The organism is Burkholderia sp. S-53 (genome assembly GCF_025560745.1).
Taxonomy (GTDB): Bacteria; Pseudomonadota; Gammaproteobacteria; order Burkholderiales; family Burkholderiaceae; genus Burkholderia; species Burkholderia pyrrocinia.
On sequence record NZ_CP090484.1, the window covers coordinates 2,382,859 to 2,399,089 of the forward strand.

At 65.9% G+C, this 16,231-nt stretch carries 19 protein-coding genes; 10 read left to right on the forward strand and 9 right to left on the reverse strand.

The genetic code is table 11. The annotated features are described in order from the left end of the window. Window positions 1-82: 82 nt before the first annotated feature. From LXM88_RS32810 to merT, 3 genes are read right to left on the reverse strand one after another with little or no spacing between them, the layout of a single operon-like run. Window positions 83-292, reverse strand: coding sequence for a GDCCVxC domain-containing (seleno)protein (locus LXM88_RS32810; RefSeq protein ID WP_412524156.1), 210 nt, complete (start codon window positions 290-292; stop codon window positions 83-85). 10 nt (window positions 293-302) lie between these two features. Next, the gene (gene merP, locus LXM88_RS32815; RefSeq protein ID WP_262547042.1) at window positions 303-581 is read right to left on the reverse strand and encodes a mercury resistance system periplasmic binding protein MerP; all 279 of its coding nucleotides are present in this window, start codon (window positions 579-581) and stop codon (window positions 303-305) included. A gap of 20 nt (window positions 582-601) precedes the next feature. Next, entirely contained in the window at window positions 602-952 is a 351-nt protein-coding gene (gene merT, locus LXM88_RS32820; RefSeq protein ID WP_262543605.1) for a mercuric ion transporter MerT, read from the reverse strand. 74 nt (window positions 953-1,026) lie between these two features. On the opposite strand from merT, the gene merR reads away from it, so the two are divergent. Continuing rightward, on the forward strand, window positions 1,027-1,440 hold the full coding sequence (merR, locus tag LXM88_RS32825) for an Hg(II)-responsive transcriptional regulator (RefSeq protein ID WP_262543607.1): 414 nt from the start codon (window positions 1,027-1,029) through the stop codon (window positions 1,438-1,440). Window positions 1,441-1,696: 256 nt separating this feature from the next. On the opposite strand, the gene LXM88_RS32830 is transcribed toward merR, so the two are convergent. The 3 genes from LXM88_RS32830 to LXM88_RS32840 all read right to left on the reverse strand — a co-directional run bounded on the left by LXM88_RS32830 (window position 1,697) and on the right by LXM88_RS32840 (window position 4,853). Further along, entirely contained in the window at window positions 1,697-1,990 is a 294-nt protein-coding gene (locus LXM88_RS32830; RefSeq protein WP_262543608.1) for an NIPSNAP family protein, read from the reverse strand. A 130-nt stretch (window positions 1,991-2,120) separates the two neighbouring features. Further along, the gene (locus tag LXM88_RS32835) at window positions 2,121-3,095 is read right to left on the reverse strand and encodes an alpha/beta fold hydrolase (RefSeq protein ID WP_262543609.1); all 975 of its coding nucleotides are present in this window, start codon (window positions 3,093-3,095) and stop codon (window positions 2,121-2,123) included. A gap of 372 nt (window positions 3,096-3,467) precedes the next feature. Continuing rightward, entirely contained in the window at window positions 3,468-4,853 is a 1,386-nt protein-coding gene (locus LXM88_RS32840; RefSeq protein ID WP_262543610.1) for an aminotransferase-like domain-containing protein, read from the reverse strand. A gap of 163 nt (window positions 4,854-5,016) precedes the next feature. Between LXM88_RS32840 and LXM88_RS32845 the strand changes: the two genes are divergently transcribed. The 8 genes from LXM88_RS32845 (at window position 5,017) to LXM88_RS32880 (ending at window position 13,047) form a co-directional block, all read left to right on the forward strand. After that, window positions 5,017-6,303, forward strand: a complete 1,287-nt coding sequence (locus LXM88_RS32845) for a hydroxymethylglutaryl-CoA reductase, degradative (RefSeq protein ID WP_262543611.1) — start codon at window positions 5,017-5,019, stop codon at window positions 6,301-6,303. Window positions 6,304-6,385: 82 nt separating this feature from the next. Continuing rightward, window positions 6,386-6,883, forward strand: a complete 498-nt coding sequence (locus LXM88_RS32850) for a hypothetical protein (protein ID WP_262543612.1) — start codon at window positions 6,386-6,388, stop codon at window positions 6,881-6,883. Continuing rightward, complete coding sequence (locus tag LXM88_RS32855) at window positions 6,883-8,262, forward strand: tripartite tricarboxylate transporter permease (protein WP_262543613.1); 1,380 nt, start codon at window positions 6,883-6,885, stop codon at window positions 8,260-8,262. Before LXM88_RS32850 ends, LXM88_RS32855 begins: the two co-directional genes overlap by 1 nt. 249 nt (window positions 8,263-8,511) lie before the next feature. Beyond that, window positions 8,512-9,555, forward strand: coding sequence for an alpha/beta fold hydrolase (locus tag LXM88_RS32860; protein WP_262543614.1), 1,044 nt, complete (start codon window positions 8,512-8,514; stop codon window positions 9,553-9,555). Next, window positions 9,555-10,091 carry a cytochrome P460 family protein gene (locus LXM88_RS32865; RefSeq protein WP_262543615.1) on the forward strand — a complete coding sequence of 179 codons (537 nt, stop codon included), beginning with the start codon at window positions 9,555-9,557 and terminating at the stop codon, window positions 10,089-10,091. Before LXM88_RS32860 ends, LXM88_RS32865 begins: the two co-directional genes overlap by 1 nt. Before the next feature lie 277 nt (window positions 10,092-10,368). Then, a complete protein-coding gene (locus LXM88_RS32870; protein WP_262543616.1) occupies window positions 10,369-10,695 on the forward strand; it encodes a DUF4148 domain-containing protein in 327 nt (108 codons plus the stop codon). Between the two features lie 85 nt (window positions 10,696-10,780). Beyond that, window positions 10,781-11,572, forward strand: coding sequence for an alpha/beta fold hydrolase (locus LXM88_RS32875; RefSeq protein ID WP_262543617.1), 792 nt, complete (start codon window positions 10,781-10,783; stop codon window positions 11,570-11,572). A 74-nt stretch (window positions 11,573-11,646) separates the two neighbouring features. Beyond that, on the forward strand, window positions 11,647-13,047 hold the full coding sequence (locus LXM88_RS32880; RefSeq protein ID WP_262543619.1) for an amidase family protein: 1,401 nt from the start codon (window positions 11,647-11,649) through the stop codon (window positions 13,045-13,047). Between the two features lie 244 nt (window positions 13,048-13,291). On the opposite strand, the gene LXM88_RS32885 is transcribed toward LXM88_RS32880, so the two are convergent. From LXM88_RS32885 to LXM88_RS32895, 3 genes are read right to left on the reverse strand one after another with little or no spacing between them, the layout of a single operon-like run. Continuing rightward, on the reverse strand, window positions 13,292-13,900 hold the full coding sequence (locus LXM88_RS32885) for a disulfide bond formation protein B (protein WP_262543620.1): 609 nt from the start codon (window positions 13,898-13,900) through the stop codon (window positions 13,292-13,294). An 11-nt stretch (window positions 13,901-13,911) separates the two neighbouring features. Next, window positions 13,912-14,088, reverse strand: a complete 177-nt coding sequence (locus LXM88_RS32890) for a DUF5993 family protein (RefSeq protein ID WP_157776425.1) — start codon at window positions 14,086-14,088, stop codon at window positions 13,912-13,914. 12 nt (window positions 14,089-14,100) lie between these two features. Beyond that, on the reverse strand, window positions 14,101-15,225 hold the full coding sequence (locus LXM88_RS32895) for a TDT family transporter (RefSeq protein ID WP_262543621.1): 1,125 nt from the start codon (window positions 15,223-15,225) through the stop codon (window positions 14,101-14,103). A 106-nt stretch (window positions 15,226-15,331) separates the two neighbouring features. On the opposite strand from LXM88_RS32895, the gene LXM88_RS32900 reads away from it, so the two are divergent. Next, entirely contained in the window at window positions 15,332-16,225 is an 894-nt protein-coding gene (locus LXM88_RS32900) for a LysR family transcriptional regulator (RefSeq protein ID WP_262543622.1), read from the forward strand. The last annotated feature ends 6 nt before the right edge of the window (window positions 16,226-16,231 follow it).

Sequence of the window (16,231 nt, forward strand, 5' to 3'; positions counted from 1 at the left end):
ATTGCAAATGGCCCGCGGCACAACTCGCGCATCGGCTCGCATATTGGAAAGCGCACTGGACCTTTGGCCGGCAGGCAACGCTTTACGGCGGACAGCACCGTTGCTGCTGGATCGACGGGCAGGGCACCGATCCGAATGAACAAAACACACAACAGTCCCCGTGCTTCGGGCGCAACAGCGCATGACAACTCGGGCACTCGTAAAAGAATTGACAGGTGTCGGTCGGCATCATCTCGCGCTGAGTGGATCCGCAATGCGGGCAGGTCAACACCGATTCGAAGATGGTGGTCATCACGGTTCTCTCATTGCCTGATGCTTGACGGATAGCCCGCGTCCGCCGTTGCCTTCGTCAGCGCCGGAACACCCGTGCGCGCGTCGTCGAACGTGACGCGCGCCTCGCGCTTCTCGAACGCCACGTCGACCTTGCTGACGCCGGCCACCCGAGTCAGCGCGGTCTTGACGGTGATCGGGCACGCCGCGCATGTCATGCCCGGCACGGACAGCGTGACCGTTTTCGTCGCGGCCCAGGTCATCGTATTGACGAGCATGGCCGCCACGGCGACGAGCACGAATTTTTGCATCATGGGCTCCGGTCGATCTTTCAATAGAACAGTGGCAGCACATACGGGAAGGCCACGGCAACGACCACCAGGGCGATCACGATCCAGAAAAGCACCTTGTATGTCAGCGCCACGCGCGATATGGCGCATGCGTCGCCCGGCTGGCAGGCTCGCGGTGCGCGAAAGATCCGTCGCCCGGCGAAAAACAGCGCGAGCAGCGCCGCCCCAATGAACAGCGGACGATACGGCTCGAGCGCCGTCAGGTTGCCGATCCACGCGCCCGAGAAACCCAGCGCCACCAGCACCAGCGGACCAAGGCAGCAGGTCGACGCGAGGATGGCCGCCACCCCGCCGGCTGCCAGCGAGCCGCGGCCATTCGGGGACTCAGGCATGCGAATGCTCCTTTCCGGTTTGACATCCTGATGATGTAACGTTACTTCCGTACTTAAGTACGGAGTCAAGCGACATGGAAAACGACACCGGGAATTTCACGATCGGCGCGCTCGCAGCAGCGGCCGACGTGGGTGTGGAGACGATCCGGTTCTACCAGCGCAAGGGGTTGCTGCCGGAGCCGGACAAGCCGTACGGCGGAATTCGTCGCTACGGCGCGGTGGACGTCGCGCGGGTCCGGTTCGTGAAATCCGCGCAGCGGCTCGGCTTCAGCCTCGACGAAGTGGCCGAATTGCTCCGGCTCGAGGACGGCACCCATTGCGCGGAAGCAAGCCGCCTCGCCGAGCACAAGCTCGGCGACATCCGCGCGAAACTCGCCGATCTCACGCGGATGGAGTCGGTTCTGGCGCAATTGGTTTGCGCCTGTCATGCCCGTGACGGGCATGTGTCCTGTCCGCTGATCGCGTCGCTGCAGGGAAGCAGCGGATGATCCGGTTCCGGGTGTCGCCACCGCCGCCATTTTTCTGACATGGAACGCTGCTCACGCGTTTCACCTTTGCCCATGAGCAGTTGACGCGGCACGCCGAGGTCGAAATTTGCACGTGGATGGAATGCGTCGGCGGACCAGAGCTATTGAAGAGCGAGCGGGTCCAATGCCGCGAGCGCCCACATGCATTTCCGCGTTGTCCGGCCGACCGTCACGACGGATTGAGCGTCCGAAGGCTCTCGACAGCGTCGTCCGCCATTCACAGCAGCGTGTTGAGGTACGTGTCGATGTGCACGACCAGTGCCTGGCGCGGACCTTCCCGCCAGGCCTTCGAGTTGTAGAACGCCGTCTGCTCCGTCTCCAGGGACTGGCGGTCGGCGTAAGCCCGCACGAGGCAGTAGCTCTCTTCTTCGTGGTCGGAATGGCCGTAGTACACGACATCCATGCCGCTCGCGCGGATCATCGGAACGGCATGCTGGTGCATGGCTGCATGGAATGCGTGCAACGTTCCCGGCTTCAGGCGGTATGTTCGGATTTCCAGCAACCGATTCATGTTCTGCCTCCTTCGTTTTCCTTATCGGTGGAACCGGACCTTCTTCGGGCCGGGCGTCGCGCAGCGGGGCATTGACTGCCGTTACCCGGATTCCATGATCGCGGCACGCAGCGGTCACGCCGATCCGGATTTACGTTGGCTCGTGCTGTCGCCGGAGCAGCACGCTTTCAAGCCAGGCATCGATATCGTGTTGGACGAGGTCGCTATTGTGGTCGTTCAATATTTCATGCCGGTCGCCCGGATAGAACCGGTATGTCAGCGCCAGATGCCCATGGCGCATGTAACGGGCAATCAGCGACTGGATCGAAATCGTATGTTCGCCTACCGGATCGTGGGTGCCGGCGATCACCAGAACCGGCAGGTCCACGGGTATTCTCGCTTCATGCTCGGGGATCCACAGGTTACGGAAGCCGTCGAGCACGGAGTACAGCATGCTGTTGGAAAACGGCTTGCCGCAGAGTTCGTCGTCCAGGAAGCGCTGTATCTCGACCGGGTCCGCAGTCATCCATTCGCAGCCTGTCGACGGTTGCCCGTAATGCACGAACGGCGCGTTGAATGCTTGCAGAACTTTGCCGAACAGCATCGCGGGTTGGTTGCCGTCGGCAGAATGCGCTACGACGCCGAGCTGCTCGAGCGTGTCGTCGTCAACGCCGGGCAATGCGCCCAGTGTGCCGCAGAGTACCGCGCCGGCCAGAAGAGAACCGTGGTTCTGGATGTGTGCTTGCGTGAGTGCGGAGCCCATGCTGTGGCCGAACGCAATCAAGGGCAGGTCGCGAAACTGCGTCCCGATCAGGCGGGAAAGCTGGGCGATGTCGCTCGCCATGTCGGCCCACGCCGTGAGCCCGGCTTGCCCCAATGCAGCGGCCCCGGCGGTACGACCATGTCCGCGCAGATCAAGCGCGAAGACAACGTAGTTTCGAGCCGCCAGATAGCGGGCGAGCCGATCGTAGCGGCCGCCATGTTCGCAGATCCCGTGAGTGATCTGCACAGCCGCTCGCGGTGTCCCGCTTGCCGACGGAGTCCATTTCCTGAGAAAGATCCTGGCGCCATCGACGTCTGACGGGAATGACGATTCTTCGTACCGGCAATCGGTTGAGGTAGTCATGTCGGCAACTCCGTTTCACATTTGGGGGGGGCGGCTGTCGAGCGTGTGCGTGTCTCGTGTTTTCGCGGCGACCGTGAAACGACCTCGTCGCTCTCGCGAAAGCAGGAAGGATGGTTCGCGTCGGGCGAGCATATCAGGAACGTGGGCCGGAGAATGATGCAACCGGCGATTAACGACTGTCGATCGGGAATTGGCGGCAAATGCGTTTAATTTCCGCCGTGGATCGTTGAATGTTTTATGAATGAGCCGTCTGCCGCGATGCATTTGGCGACTCGCGTTTGTTCGCGTTCAACATGGGCGTGCCGTTGACGGGTTCGATTGCGTCGCGGTGCCCGGCGTGCCGGCGATCGCCAGGCTGTTCCGGCGCATCGGCTACGCAACCGAGCTCAACGCCTGCGCAAACCGCTTGTCCGCCAGATACGCGACATTGAACCGGCAATACGCGGACGTTCGATCGGCCTGCGGCGAGAACACGGCACCCGGCGCGAGGATCACGCCGCGTTCCAGCATCGCCTGCGCGAGCTGCATCGAATCGGGCCAGTCGGGCAGCGCGGCCCACAGATACAGGCTCTGCTCACACGGCCGGTAGACTTCCGCGCCGAGACGATCGAGCGCAGCGAGCGCGGTGCCGGTCGCGCGCCGCAGCTTCTCCTGAAGATGATTCGTATGCCTGAGAAAGTGGCCGTCGCTGACGATCGCGTCGAGCGTGCGCTCGCAGTATTCGGAGCTGCTGACGTGGGTCAGCATCTTCACGTCGGCGAGATCGCTCGCGAGCGCCGCGTTGCACGCGAGGAAGCCGACACGCAGCGCGGCCGACACCGATTTCGAGAAGCTGCCGATATAGATCGTCCGGCGCAACTGGTCGAGCGTCGCGATGCGCGTGAGCGAGCGCGGCCGCAGGTCGGCCAGTGCATCGTCCTCGACGACGATCAGGTCGTGCGCGTCGGCGAGCTGCAGGATGCGGTGCGCCTTGGCCGCGCTCGTATCGGTCGCGGTCGGGTTGTGGCCGACCGATTGCGTGAAGAACAGCTTGGGCCGGTATGCGGCGATGTGTTCGGCCAGCTTCGCGACGTCGGGGCCGTCGATCTCGCGCGGCACGCCGACGATGTTCGCACCGCTCAGCTTCAACTTGCCGAACAGCGGGTAATAGCCGGGATCGTCGACGAGCACGGTGTCGCCGGGGCGCACGAAGTAGCGCAGCACGAGATCCATCGCCTGGTTCGCGCCGTGCGTCAGCACGATCTGCGCGGGCGGCGCCTCGATCTCGTAGCCGGCGAGCTTCTGCTGCAGCGACTGGCGCAGCGGCAGGTAGCCGAAGCGGCTGCCGTAGCGGAACAGCGATGCGGCGCTCGTGCGCATGATGCGCTGCTGGTACTGGTTCAGCCGCGTTTCCTCTAGCCACTCGATCGGCGGAAAGCCTTCGCCGAGGTTGAGCACGTCGGGCTTCACGTGCAACTGCTCGCGCATCAGCCACACGATGTCCATCGCGCGGTCGAGCGAACTCGGCTCGTCGATGTCGGGCGTGGCCGCCGCGCGCCGCGTGACGAAGAAACCCGAGCCGCGGCGCGGCTCGATCAGGCCGTCGGCCGCGAGCATCTCGAACGCACTGATCACGGTGTTCTTCGAACAGCCGGACGCCTCAGCGTATTCCCTGATCGAAGGCAGCTTCGCGCCGGCCGGCAACACGCCTTCCTCGATCTGTCTGGCGAGATTGTCCGCCATCGCGCCAGACAGGCTGGCTTTTGCACGCTGTTTCATCGCAATGTTCCGTCGGGCCGGCCCACTGTCATGGGTACGGATAGGTGACTGTCTGCTCCTTCTGTACCTTTTCAATGGGTACAGCGTGACTATTATTCGGCTATCCGCTGGCCGCCGCAAGCGCGGACGGAGACACAGCGCCACCCCGAAACAGAACGACATCATGCCCATCGATTCCGCCTTGCCGAACTTCCGCTCGCTCACGCCCGAGCAACGCCTGTCCCACCTGTCCCGCACTGTCGGGCTCGACGATGCCGAGCACGCGCTGCTCGCCCGGCCCGGCGCGCTGCCGCTCGACACGGCGAACGGGATGATCGAGAACGTGATCGGCACGTTCGAGCTGCCGATGGCGGTCGCGGGCTACTTCCGGATCAACGACCGTGACGTGATCGTGCCGATGGCGGTCGAGGAGCCGTCGATCGTTGCGGCCGCATCGTATATGGCGAAGCTTTCCCGCGCGGCCGGCGGCTTCCGCACGTCGAGCAGCGGGCCGCTGATGCGCGCGCAGGTACAGGTGATCGGCGTCGGCGATCCGTACGGCGCGCGGCACGCGATCCTGCGGCACGCGGCCGAGCTGATCGCGCTCGCGAACAGCCGCGACAAGGTGCTCGTCGGCCTCGGCGGCGGCTGCCGCGACATCGAGGTCCACGTGTTCCCCGATACGCCGCGCGGTGCGATGGTGGTCGCTCACCTGATCGTCGACGTGCGCGACGCAATGGGCGCGAACACGGTCAACACCATGGCCGAAGCCGTCGCGACACGCATCGAAGCGATTACCGGCGGCCAGGTACGGTTGCGGATACTGTCCAACCTCGCGGATCTGCGCCTCGCCCGCGCGGAGGTACGGTACTCGGCCGACACGCTCGCGACCGACGACTATCCGGGCGAAGCGGTGATCGATCGCGTGATCGATGCATACGTGTTCGCGGCGACCGACCCGTACCGCGCGGCGACACACAACAAGGGCATCATGAACGGCATCGATCCGGTCGTGGTCGCGACCGGCAACGACTGGCGCGCGGTCGAAGCCGGCGCGCATGCGTACGCGAGCCGCAGCGGGCGCTATACGTCGCTGACGACGTGGGAGAAGGCCGCCAACGGCGACCTGGTCGGCACGATCGAGATGCCGATGCCGGTGGGGCTCGTCGGCGGCGCGACGAAGACGCATCCGCTCGCGCGTCTCGCGCTGAAGATCATGAACGTGACTTCCGCGCAGGAACTCGGCGAAATTGCGGTCGCGGTCGGGCTTGCGCAGAACCTCGGTGCGCTGCGCGCGCTCGCAACCGAAGGCATCCAGCGCGGCCACATGGCGCTGCATGCACGGAACATCGCCGTCGCGGCCGGTGCGACCGGTGCGGAGATCGACCGGATCGCGCAGCAGATGGTCGCAGCGAAAGACGTGCGCGCGGATTTTGCGGTCGCGCTGCTGGCGGGCCGCAGCGCCGGCTGACGCGCGGTACGCGCGCCGAATGCGGCGTGCGTGGCGTGCTGCGCCGGCACGGCCGGCGACATATCAATCAAGGAGGAGACACATGGAACAGACCGGTTCAAGTGCCGTCGCACCCGCGCCGCATCGCGTGCGACCGTTCGCGGGCGCCGATACGTCGGCCGCGACGCTTGTCGAAGTGTGGGGCGACACGGTAGCCACGCAGCACCTCGCGTGGTCGGTCCTGCTCGGCATCGCGATCAGCCTTGGCGCGTTCGAGATCGGCCGGCTCGTGCTCGCGTCGTTCGTACACGACGTGGCGATCGCGCGGGCTTACGCGATGCTGATCGGCCTCGGCGGCTGCCTGCTGGCGGGCGCGATCTGCGCGGTGCTGTTCAAGCCGAAGCGCACGGTGATCGAACATGCGGCGGGCGGCGCCGAGCGCGACGAAGCGCTCCGGCAGCTTGCCGAAGCATCGGGCGGGCTCGGATCGGCGAGCGACCTGTCCGCCAGTGCGCGCGCCGAGATGGAGGAACTCGGCCTGCTCGACCTGTTCGCTTCATACGACGCGTCGCCCGAGCGCGCACGCGCGGGAGGCCGCTGATGGACGCGCTGCTGCATGCATTGCCGGCCGCGTTCGCGATGGGGCTGCTCGGCGCGATCGTGTTCTCCGGCATCGGGCTGATCTCCGGCACCGACGAAACGACGACGATCGCGCCGCTCACGCTGCTCGTCGCGCTGCTCGGCGTGCCGCCCGCCGGCGTGTTCACGTTCTTCCTCGCGGGCGCGGTGGCCAAGCACATCACGCATTCGATCCCGACCGCGCTGCTCGGCATTCCCGGCGACACGATGGCCGCGCCGCTGCTGCAGCAGGCGACGCTGCTGCGCGCGCTCGGCGTGCCGCACATCGCGCTGCGCAAGATGATCTCCGGCGCGATCGTCGCCGCGTTCGTCGCGCTGCCGCTCGCCGTGCTGTTCGCGTCGCTGCTCGCGCCGTTCGGCGCGGCGATCGCGAAGGCCGCGCCGTGGGTGTTCCTCGCGGCGGCCGTCGGCATCGCGTATTTCTCGGCGGGCCGCTGGGCGTCGGTGCTGCTGCTCGTGCCGTTCGTGATGCTGGTGGTCGGGCTGCAGGCGCTGACGGGCCGTTACGGCGTGAAGCTGAGCGTCAGCTACTTCCTCGGGATCGCGATCGGGCCGCTGGTCGCCGACCTGTTCTCGATCCTGTCGCCGGCCGAGCGGCGGCGCATGCGGCGCGACGGGCCGTCGACGTTCGTGCTCGCGCCCGACGTGAAAAGCTGGCGCGGCTACTTCCCGAATCCGCTGAAGGTGCTCGACCGCGAGCAGGTCGCGTGGACGGTCGGGACGGCCGCCGTGTCGAGCGCGACGTTCGTGTTCAGCCCGGTCGCGATGACGGTGCTGATGGGCGAGATCGTCGGCGCGCGCGTGCGTCATGCGTACCAGCGGCTGACGACCGTGATCGCCGCGCGCAACGGCGTGACCGAAGCGACCTACATCGCCGAGGCGCTGATCCCGCTGATCGCGTTCGGGCTGCCGCTGAGCCCGGTCGCGGCTGGCCCGGCCGCGCCGCTGTTCAATGCGCCGCCGCGCTTCACGGTCGACGCGGCGAGCGGGCAGATCCACAACCTTCATACGCTGATGAGCTGGCCCGAGTTCCTCGGCTACGGGCTGCTGTCGATCCTGCTGGCCGCGTTGATCGCGTATCCGCTCGCGATGCATCACGCGCACCGCGCGGCGTCGTTCGTCGCGAGAAAGCTGAGCCACGAGGCGATCATCGCGACCTTCGCGGGGCTGATCGTCGTGATCGGCGTGTGGGAAGGGCAGTTGCTGGGGCTCGCCGTGATCGTGACGATCGGCCTGTTCGGCGGGATGCTGTCGCGCCTGTTCGCGTTCAACACGGGCGTGCAGTTCATGGGCTATTACGTGGCTGTGCTCAGCGTGCCCGCGATCGTCAAGCTGTTCTGACGCGTCGGCCCGCGTGTGCCGCGCGGCCGCCCGAAAGCGCCGTTTCTCGCACGATTTTTGAATCGCTGTGTGTCGTGTTCGCACACAGATACGTTGCGATACAAAGCATCCGGATCGTTCGGATATAAAACCGGTGAAGCGTTTCACACGGCCGCGCGGTGCCATGCGCCGCCGCTGCGAACGGCGCCACCTTGATGCCCGCACGTGCCGCGGGCGCCTTCCTTAGCGATCGACAATGGAGAACGAGTCATGCCTGATACCGTGAACACCCGCCGCCGCCTGATTCTGGGTACGGCGCTTGCGGGCCTGAGCCTCGCCGACCTCGGGTTCGGCAACCTGGCGCGCGCGCAGTCGGCGCCCGATGCACCGGCTGCGAAGGGTGCGGCCGGCGTTGCGTCGCTGGGCACGATCCACCAGATCGACGCGGGCGTGCTCAACGTCGGGTATGCGGACCTCGGGCCGAAGAAGGGCCCCGTCGTGTTCCTGCTGCACGGCTGGCCGTACGACATCTACAGCTACGCGGAAGTCGCGCCGCTGCTGGTCGCGGCGGGCTACCGCGTGATCGTGCCGTACCTGCGCGGCTACGGGTCGACGACGTTCCGCTCGGCCGACACGGTGCGCAACGGCCAGCAGGCGGTGACGGCCGTCGATATCGTCGCGCTGATGGATGCGCTGAAGATCGATCGCGCGGTGTTCGGCGGCTACGACTGGGGCGCGCGCACGGCCGACATCATCGCGGCGCTGTGGCCGCAGCGCGTGAAGGCGCTGGTGTCGGTGAGCGGCTACCTGATCGGCAGCCAGGAGGCGAATCGCAAGCCGCTGCCGCCGCAGGCGGAACTGCAGTGGTGGTATCAGTTCTACTTCACGACCGAGCGCGGCGAACTCGGCTACGCGGCGAACCGCGATGCGTTCAACAAGCTGATCTGGAAGCTCGCGTCGCCGAAGTGGCAATTCTCGGACGAAACCTATGCGCGCTCGGCCGCGTCGTTCCAGAACCCCGACCACGTGGCCGTCGTGATCCACAACTATCGCTGGCGCCTCGGGCTCGCGAAGGGCGAAGCGCAATACGACGACATCGAGCAGCGTCTCGCCGCCGGGCCCGCGATTACCGTGCCGACGATCACGATGGAGGGCGATGCGAACGGCGCGCCGCATCCGGAGCCGGCCGCGTACGCGAAGAAGTTCACGGGCAAGTACCAGCACCGGACGATTACCGGCGGCATCGGTCACAACCTGCCGCAGGAAGCGCCGCAGGCGTTCGCCGACGCGATCCTGCAAGTGGAGCACCTGTGATGCGGGCAGGCGGTGGCATCCTGAGTCGCGGCATGGGCCGCGCGCTCGTCGCGGGCGCGCTGCTGGGCGGCGCGCTGTCGGCCAGCGGTCCGGCCGCGTTCGCGGAACAGCCGAAACCGGCCGCGTCGCCGATCTACGGCGTGACGATCCCGCCCGGCTACCGGAAGTGGGAAATGGTCGCGCCGGCCGAAGAGGCCGCGCCGCTCGACGAGCTGCGCGTGGTGCTCGGCAACCCCGTCGCGATCCGCGCGCTCGAACAGGCGACGCTGCCGTTTCCGGACGGCACGATCCTCGTGAAGCTCGCGTACAAGCGCAAGCAGTCCGACGAGTTCGCGCCGGCGACGGTGCCGGGCCAGGCGACGACCGTGCAGGTGATGGTGAAGGACTCGCGTCGTTACGCATCGACGGGCGGCTGGGGTTTCGGGCGCTTCATCAACGGCGTGCCGGCCGACATCGGCCAGCATCAGACGTGTTTCGCGTGCCACCAGGCGCGTGTGAAGAACCACGATTACGTGTTCACGCGGCTCGCGCCGTGACGTGCGTGGAGCGACGGGTTCGACGGAAAGGCGTGCCGTGCGAGGCACGCCTTTTTTTGTGGTGCGCACGCCTGGCCTAACGCTTCGGAACACGAGTTTGTATCGCACTGTATCTGCGGGCGTTCCGGAAAAAATGGCATGCATAAAGCACGGGTTTCGGAAACATGCCGGATACGTGCGCGGGTTCTACTGTCGACATGCAGGAAACATTCGATGCCAGAGATCTGGACCGGATGCCGAAAGATCGACAGACCCACTTCCTTCAAGGAGAACACTCATGAAAGCCGCTCGAATCCTCGCCGTTGCCGTCCTCGCCGTCGTTCCCGCATTGTCGTTCGCCGATACCGGCCATGGCCTCACGCGTGCCGACGTGCGCGCCGAACTGGTCCGCCTCGAACAGGCCGGCTACAACCCGGCCCGCAGCGAGCCGCATTACCCGGAAGACGTCGCCGCCGCGCTGCAGGTCGCGCGTTCCGACCAGAACGGCCCGTCGAAGTCGCAGGGCGACAACGTGGCCGCTGCGTCGGCACCGGCAAGCCATCGCGACGCGGCACAGGCGCGCGCGTCGCAGCGCGCCATCGACGACCTGTACTCGCATTCGTGATCCGTTGCCGCGCCTGTCGCATGCAGGCGCGGGCCGCTACCGCAGCACTTCATATGATTGATACAACAGAGAAAGGAGATTGACGATGGCCAGTTTGATGAAACGGGTTCTGGTATCCGCCGCGGTGATCGGCGGACTGTTCGGTGCGGTCGCGGCGCAGGCCGCGCCGAAGGATGACCTGAAGGGCACGAATGTCGTGCTCGTGCACGGTGCGTTTGCCGACGGGTCGAGCTGGAACCGCGTGATTCCGCTGCTCGAGGCGCGCGGGCTGCACGTGGTGTCGGTGCAGAATCCGCTGAGCTCGCTTGCCGACGATGCGGCTGCAACGAAGCGCACGATCGACGAGCAGAAGGGGCCGGTCGTGCTGGTCGGCCATTCGTGGGCAGGCGTCGTGATCAGCGACGCGGGCAACGACGACAAGGTGAAATCGCTCGTCTACGTCGCGGCATTCGCGCCCGACAACGGCCAGTCGATCGCCGACGTTACGCAAGGGCTGCCTGCGCCGGCATGGGCCGGTGAACTGCGCAAGGACGCGGGTGGTTTCACGCGGCTGTCGGACAAGGCGATCGCGCAGGATTTCGCGCCGGACCTGCCGCCCGTGCAGCAGCGCATCGTTGCGGCGACCCAGGGGCCGTGGTTTGGCGGCTGCATCTCGGAGAAGGTCGCGCAGGCCGCGTGGCATGCGAAGCCGTCGACGTACGTCGTCGCGACGCAGGACCGGATGATCGATCCGAAGCTGCAGGAAGCGATGGCGAAGCGGATCGGTGCGACGGTCACGCGCGTGAACGGCAGCCATGTCGCGATGCTGAGCCAGCCGAAGGCCGTGGCCGACGCGATCATCGCAGCGGCGGAACGTGCGAAGCACGACGCGCAGTGAGCGGATGCGGCGCCACGTTATCGTTGCAGCGTGGCGCCGTGAGTGATCGTGATGTCCTTCCACAAGGAGAAGTGATGACGCATCTCTGGCAACTGTCGGCAACCGAACTCGCGAAACGCGTGCGGCATCGTGAGGTGTCCGCGCGCGAAGTGGCGGACGCCGTGCTCGATCGTCTCGACGCGGTGAATCCGGCGATCAACGCGGTGATCGAACACCGGCCCGACGATGTGCGACGGCAGGCCGACGAAGTCGATCGCGCGATCGCACGCGGCGACGATCCGGGCCCGCTCGCGGGCGTGCCCGTGACCGTGAAGATCAACGTCGACCAGGCAGATTTCGCGACGACCAACGGTACGCGCCTGCAGGAGAACCTGATCGCGCGCGCCGACAGCCCCGTGGTCGGCAACCTCAGAAAGGCCGGCGCGATCCTGCTCGGTCGCACCAATTCACCGACGTTCGCGCTACGCTGGTTCACGTCGAATCTCGTACACGGCCACACGCGCAATCCGCGCAATCCGTCGCTGACGCCGGGTGGGTCGAGCGGCGGCGCGGCAGCGGCCGTCGCCGCCGGGATCGGCCCGCTCGCACTGGGCACCGACATCGGCGGCTCGGTCCGCTACCCGGCCTATGCGTGCGGCGTGCACGGGATCCGGCCGTCGCTCGGACGTGTGCCGGCGTTCAACGCGTCGTCGCCAGAGCGTGCGATCGGCGCGCAACTGATGTCGACGGCGGGGCCGATCGCACGCACGATCGACGATCTCGCGCTCGCGCTGCGTGCGTTTGCCGCGTCGGACCCGCGCGATCCATGGCACGTGCAGGTGCCGTTCGACGGGCGCGAAGTGCCGAAGCGCGCGGCGCTGTGCGTGCGTCCGGGCGGCTTGCAGGTCGTGCCCGAAGTCGAGGCCGCGTTGCGCGAAGCCGCGCGCCGGCTCGTCGATGCGGGCTGGACCGTCGACGAGATCGACGATACGCCGCCGATGCGCGAGGCTGCGTTGCTGCAGGAACAGCTTTGGCTTGGCGACGGTTTCGATGCATTGTCGAACGCTGCCGCGAACGACGGCGATCCGGGCGCGGCTGCGGTGATCGCCGCCGTGCGCGGCAAGGTGCGCGACCTGCCGGCCGACGTGATCAGCCGCGCACTCGTCCGGCGCACCACGCTGACGCGGCAATGGCGGCTGTTTCTCGACGAATATGCGGTCGTGCTGCTGCCCGTGTCGTCGGAACTGCCGTTCCCCGACGATCTCGACCGGCAGGGTCCGGACGGGTTCGAGCGTGTGTGGGAGGCGCAGCTCACGCTGCGCGCGCTGCCGGCGATGGGGCTGCCGGGGCTGGCTGTGACGACGGCGCTCGTGAATGGCGTGCCGGTCGGCGTGCAGGTGGTCGCCGCGCATCATCGCGAGGATCTGTGTTTGCTCGCGGGGCGCGACATCGAAGCGCGTGGCGTGCCGGTCGCGCCGGTCGATCCGGTGCTGTGATGGATTGACGGGCAAGCGAGTGCATCGGCGATGCCATTCGGCATCACGCCGATGCCTGTCGCCCGCCGGTTGCTTTTCTTCGAATCATCCCTTCGAATCATCCAGGCATGCGCAGCGACGCATGCACTCCATTTCGGATTCCATGACAACGCGCAGCATGCCGCGTTGCTCGTCTCCCGCCATTCCTTTCAAAGCCCTTCGATGCGCGGCATCGAACTCGACCCGCCGGCGCAGCACCCGATTGTCATTGACGACAGCTCATCGAACCAGGGCTGGCGGGGGCTTCCGGATCGCCGCAGTACAGCAGGTGATAGTGCTGCGGATCGCTATAGAGTGCGTGGAAGCCCGTTTCGACGAACACGGATATCAGGTTCCCGATCACCAGGGCCGCGAACAGCCAGACCGCGAGCTTGACGAACGGCGACCGGCCCGCTTCGCCGGCCGGCGCCGCACCGATCTGGATCGCCTGCAGGCGCGTCCGGAAGGCGAGCATCAGCACGCAATAGATGATGCTTGCGGTCAGTGCGACATAGGACGCGGTGTACATGTGCATGCCCAGAATCGCACCGCCATAGGGCGGTGTGCCGGGCAACACGTGCAGGAACATCTGCATCAACCCGATCAGGCTGCCGACCAGGGCACCGACCGCGCTCAACGCGCAATTGGCAGGAGAAGGATTTCGGCTCCACACGTTCGACAGCAGTCCCGCGCCGAGCAGCATGAAGGCGACCCGCTGGAGATTGCAGAGCGAGCACGGCAGTTCACCGTGCGCCAACTGGAAATAGAACGCGACGAGCAGTACCGCATTGACGCCGTATAGCGCCAGCAAATCGATCAGGCGATTGGCTTTCATTGTTGGACCTCTTACCAGGAGCCGTAGGTGGCGAACTGCGGAATGTGATGCGAACCATGATGAATGGCCCATACCGCGACCAGTAACGTGGTCAGCCACCAGGTCGTGCCGGCGGCTCTGTCGCGCCCCGACAAGGACAGCAGGAGCGCCACGGCGGCGGATAGAAATGGAATAAACCCGATGAACATGATCGACCTCGATTAATTGGAAAGCGTCGCCAGGCAAGGCGCATGAAACAGGCCGCCGTGCAGCATCCCGCGGCACGTGCGCGCGATCACCAGGGCCCACAAGCCGCCGAGCAACACGGCGAGTAACGTGCCGAATACGGCGAATCCATCGAAACCCGTCGCGTGGTACAGGCTCAGCGACGCGGCGGTATAAACACCCAGCGGAAACGTGAAACCCCACCAGCCGAGATTGAATGGCAGTCCTTCGCGGCAATAGCGCATCGTGAAGAGCACGGCGCAGGCAAGCCACCAGAGACCGGCGCCCCAGAGCAGGAGCGCGCCGGCAATGCCGAAGTCCCGCGCCAGCACCGCCACGCTGGCCAACGGTGTACCGGCGAACGCAACCGGCGCGGCCTGACCGAGCGTCAGCAGACCGAGCGCGCCGGTACCGATCGGGCCGAGCGTCAACCAGCTCGACGGACCGAGGTCGCGGTGCGGCAACTTGTGGATGACGAGCCGGAAGAACACGATCGTCAGGATCGCGAACGCGAGCGGTACCGAGATGGCCCACAGCACGTACCCGGCGCCGATCAGCAGGCGGGCCTGCGCGTCGACGAAATGCGGCGCGAGGGTGGCCGCGCTCGATGCCGCCACTTCCGGCGCGACGATCGGCAGCAGCAGGACCGCGGTCACGCGCTCGAACGTATGTCCCTGCTCGGTGAACATCATGAACGGCACGCCGATCGCGACGACGACCGACAGCAGCGCATCGAAGCACCACAACGCATACGCGAGCGCATTGGCCTCGGCGTGCCCGCCCGCGAACAGGACGATGCCGTTGATGATCGGCACGAGGCCCATCGGCACCGCGCCGAGAAACATCGACTGGACCGGATGGTGCAGTAGCGGCCGGATCGTTTCAGGGAACCGGATCGCCCGCGCAGTCAACATTGCGGCAAAGGCGAGATACAGCACGATGTCGATGGCCCACAACGCCGACGCCAGCGCACGCTGCCCGCCGAAGTGCAGCGGTAGTCCGGCGAGCACCAGCGACACGATGCCGTTGCCCATCGTCATCGCGAACCAGTTCGGCGTGAACTGCCTGATTCTTTCGGACAGGCCACGCGGCGCGCGCACTGTCGAGTTTGGCTTGGTCATTGAATTCTCCCGTGTCGAGGAACTGCATGACTGGATTTTAGGGAGTGGCTTTGTATAATAAAAATACATCGTTCTGATGTGTCATATATCAAGATCATATACATCGATGAACTTCACTCACTTGGCCGCGTTTCACGCGGTCGTCGAAACCGGCAGCGTCACGGCGGCCTCCGAGAGGCTGCACGTCAGTCAGCCCGCACTGACGCGCGAGATTCGGGAACTCGAGGAACGGCTGGGCGTGACGCTGTTCGACCGCATGCCGCGCGGCATGCGGCCCACGGAAGCGGGCCGGCTCCTCGCGGACTATGCCGCGCAGATTTTTTCGCTGGCCGATGTGGCCGAGGCGGTAGTCGGCGAGTTCGCGGGCCTCACGAGAGGTCAGCTCGGCATTGGTTCGAGCCGGACCATCGGCGTGTATCTGCTGCCGGCCGTGTTGAACGCGTTCCGCACGCGCTATCCGGGCATCACGGTCGATCTCAGGATTTCGAACAGCGAGAACATCGAAAACGCCGTCCTCGCCAACGAGCGCCAGATCGGCATGATCGAAGGGCCTTGCGACAACACGGCATTCGATGCAGCCGTCATTGGCCGGGACGCACTGATAGCCGTCTCCGCACCGACTCATCCGCTGGCCCGCAAACGTCAATTGACCGCCGATGCAATCGGAACAGCCGAGCTGGTCATGCGTGAACCCGGTTCGGGAACGCGAACGGTCGTCGAGCAAGCGTATGCGCAGCGCGGGTTGACGTTGGAGCCTAAGCTGTCGGTCGGCAGCGCCGAGGCGATCAAGCAGCTGGTGAGGCTCGGCAATGCAATCGCCTGGGTCTCGCGTAGCACGGTGACCGAAGAACTCTCGTCCGGCGCGCTTGTGCAACTGCCCGTCAAGGACCTCAGGATCGAGCGCAATCTCTGCATGATCTGGCGCAAGGGGGGCAGTTTGAGCCCGAGCGCGCACGCGTTTCGCGAACTCGCGACGGACTTGTTCAAGCGCGCGCGGTGACCGTGT

Coding starts and splice junctions, on each gene's coding strand:
- merT (WP_262543605.1), bottom strand. CDS start 952: ATGCCTGAGTCCCCGAATGGCCGCGGCTCGCTGGCAGCCGGCGGGGTG.
- LXM88_RS32865 (WP_262543615.1), top strand. CDS start 9,555: ATGCGGGCAGGCGGTGGCATCCTGAGTCGCGGCATGGGCCGCGCGCTC.
- LXM88_RS32885 (WP_262543620.1), bottom strand. CDS start 13,900: ATGAAAGCCAATCGCCTGATCGATTTGCTGGCGCTATACGGCGTCAAT.
- LXM88_RS32890 (WP_157776425.1), bottom strand. CDS start 14,088: ATGTTCATCGGGTTTATTCCATTTCTATCCGCCGCCGTGGCGCTCCTG.
- merR (WP_262543607.1), top strand. CDS start 1,027: ATGGAAAACGACACCGGGAATTTCACGATCGGCGCGCTCGCAGCAGCG.
- LXM88_RS32895 (WP_262543621.1), bottom strand. CDS start 15,225: ATGACCAAGCCAAACTCGACAGTGCGCGCGCCGCGTGGCCTGTCCGAA.
- LXM88_RS32860 (WP_262543614.1), top strand. CDS start 8,512: ATGCCTGATACCGTGAACACCCGCCGCCGCCTGATTCTGGGTACGGCG.
- LXM88_RS32855 (WP_262543613.1), top strand. CDS start 6,883: ATGGACGCGCTGCTGCATGCATTGCCGGCCGCGTTCGCGATGGGGCTG.
- LXM88_RS32870 (WP_262543616.1), top strand. CDS start 10,369: ATGAAAGCCGCTCGAATCCTCGCCGTTGCCGTCCTCGCCGTCGTTCCC.
- LXM88_RS32875 (WP_262543617.1), top strand. CDS start 10,781: ATGGCCAGTTTGATGAAACGGGTTCTGGTATCCGCCGCGGTGATCGGC.
- LXM88_RS32900 (WP_262543622.1), top strand. CDS start 15,332: ATGAACTTCACTCACTTGGCCGCGTTTCACGCGGTCGTCGAAACCGGC.
- LXM88_RS32840 (WP_262543610.1), bottom strand. CDS start 4,853: ATGAAACAGCGTGCAAAAGCCAGCCTGTCTGGCGCGATGGCGGACAAT.
- LXM88_RS32880 (WP_262543619.1), top strand. CDS start 11,647: ATGACGCATCTCTGGCAACTGTCGGCAACCGAACTCGCGAAACGCGTG.
- LXM88_RS32845 (WP_262543611.1), top strand. CDS start 5,017: ATGCCCATCGATTCCGCCTTGCCGAACTTCCGCTCGCTCACGCCCGAG.
- LXM88_RS32810 (WP_412524156.1), bottom strand. CDS start 292: ATGACCACCATCTTCGAATCGGTGTTGACCTGCCCGCATTGCGGATCC.
- LXM88_RS32835 (WP_262543609.1), bottom strand. CDS start 3,095: ATGACTACCTCAACCGATTGCCGGTACGAAGAATCGTCATTCCCGTCA.
- LXM88_RS32850 (WP_262543612.1), top strand. CDS start 6,386: ATGGAACAGACCGGTTCAAGTGCCGTCGCACCCGCGCCGCATCGCGTG.
- LXM88_RS32830 (WP_262543608.1), bottom strand. CDS start 1,990: ATGAATCGGTTGCTGGAAATCCGAACATACCGCCTGAAGCCGGGAACG.
- merP (WP_262547042.1), bottom strand. CDS start 581: ATGCAAAAATTCGTGCTCGTCGCCGTGGCGGCCATGCTCGTCAATACG.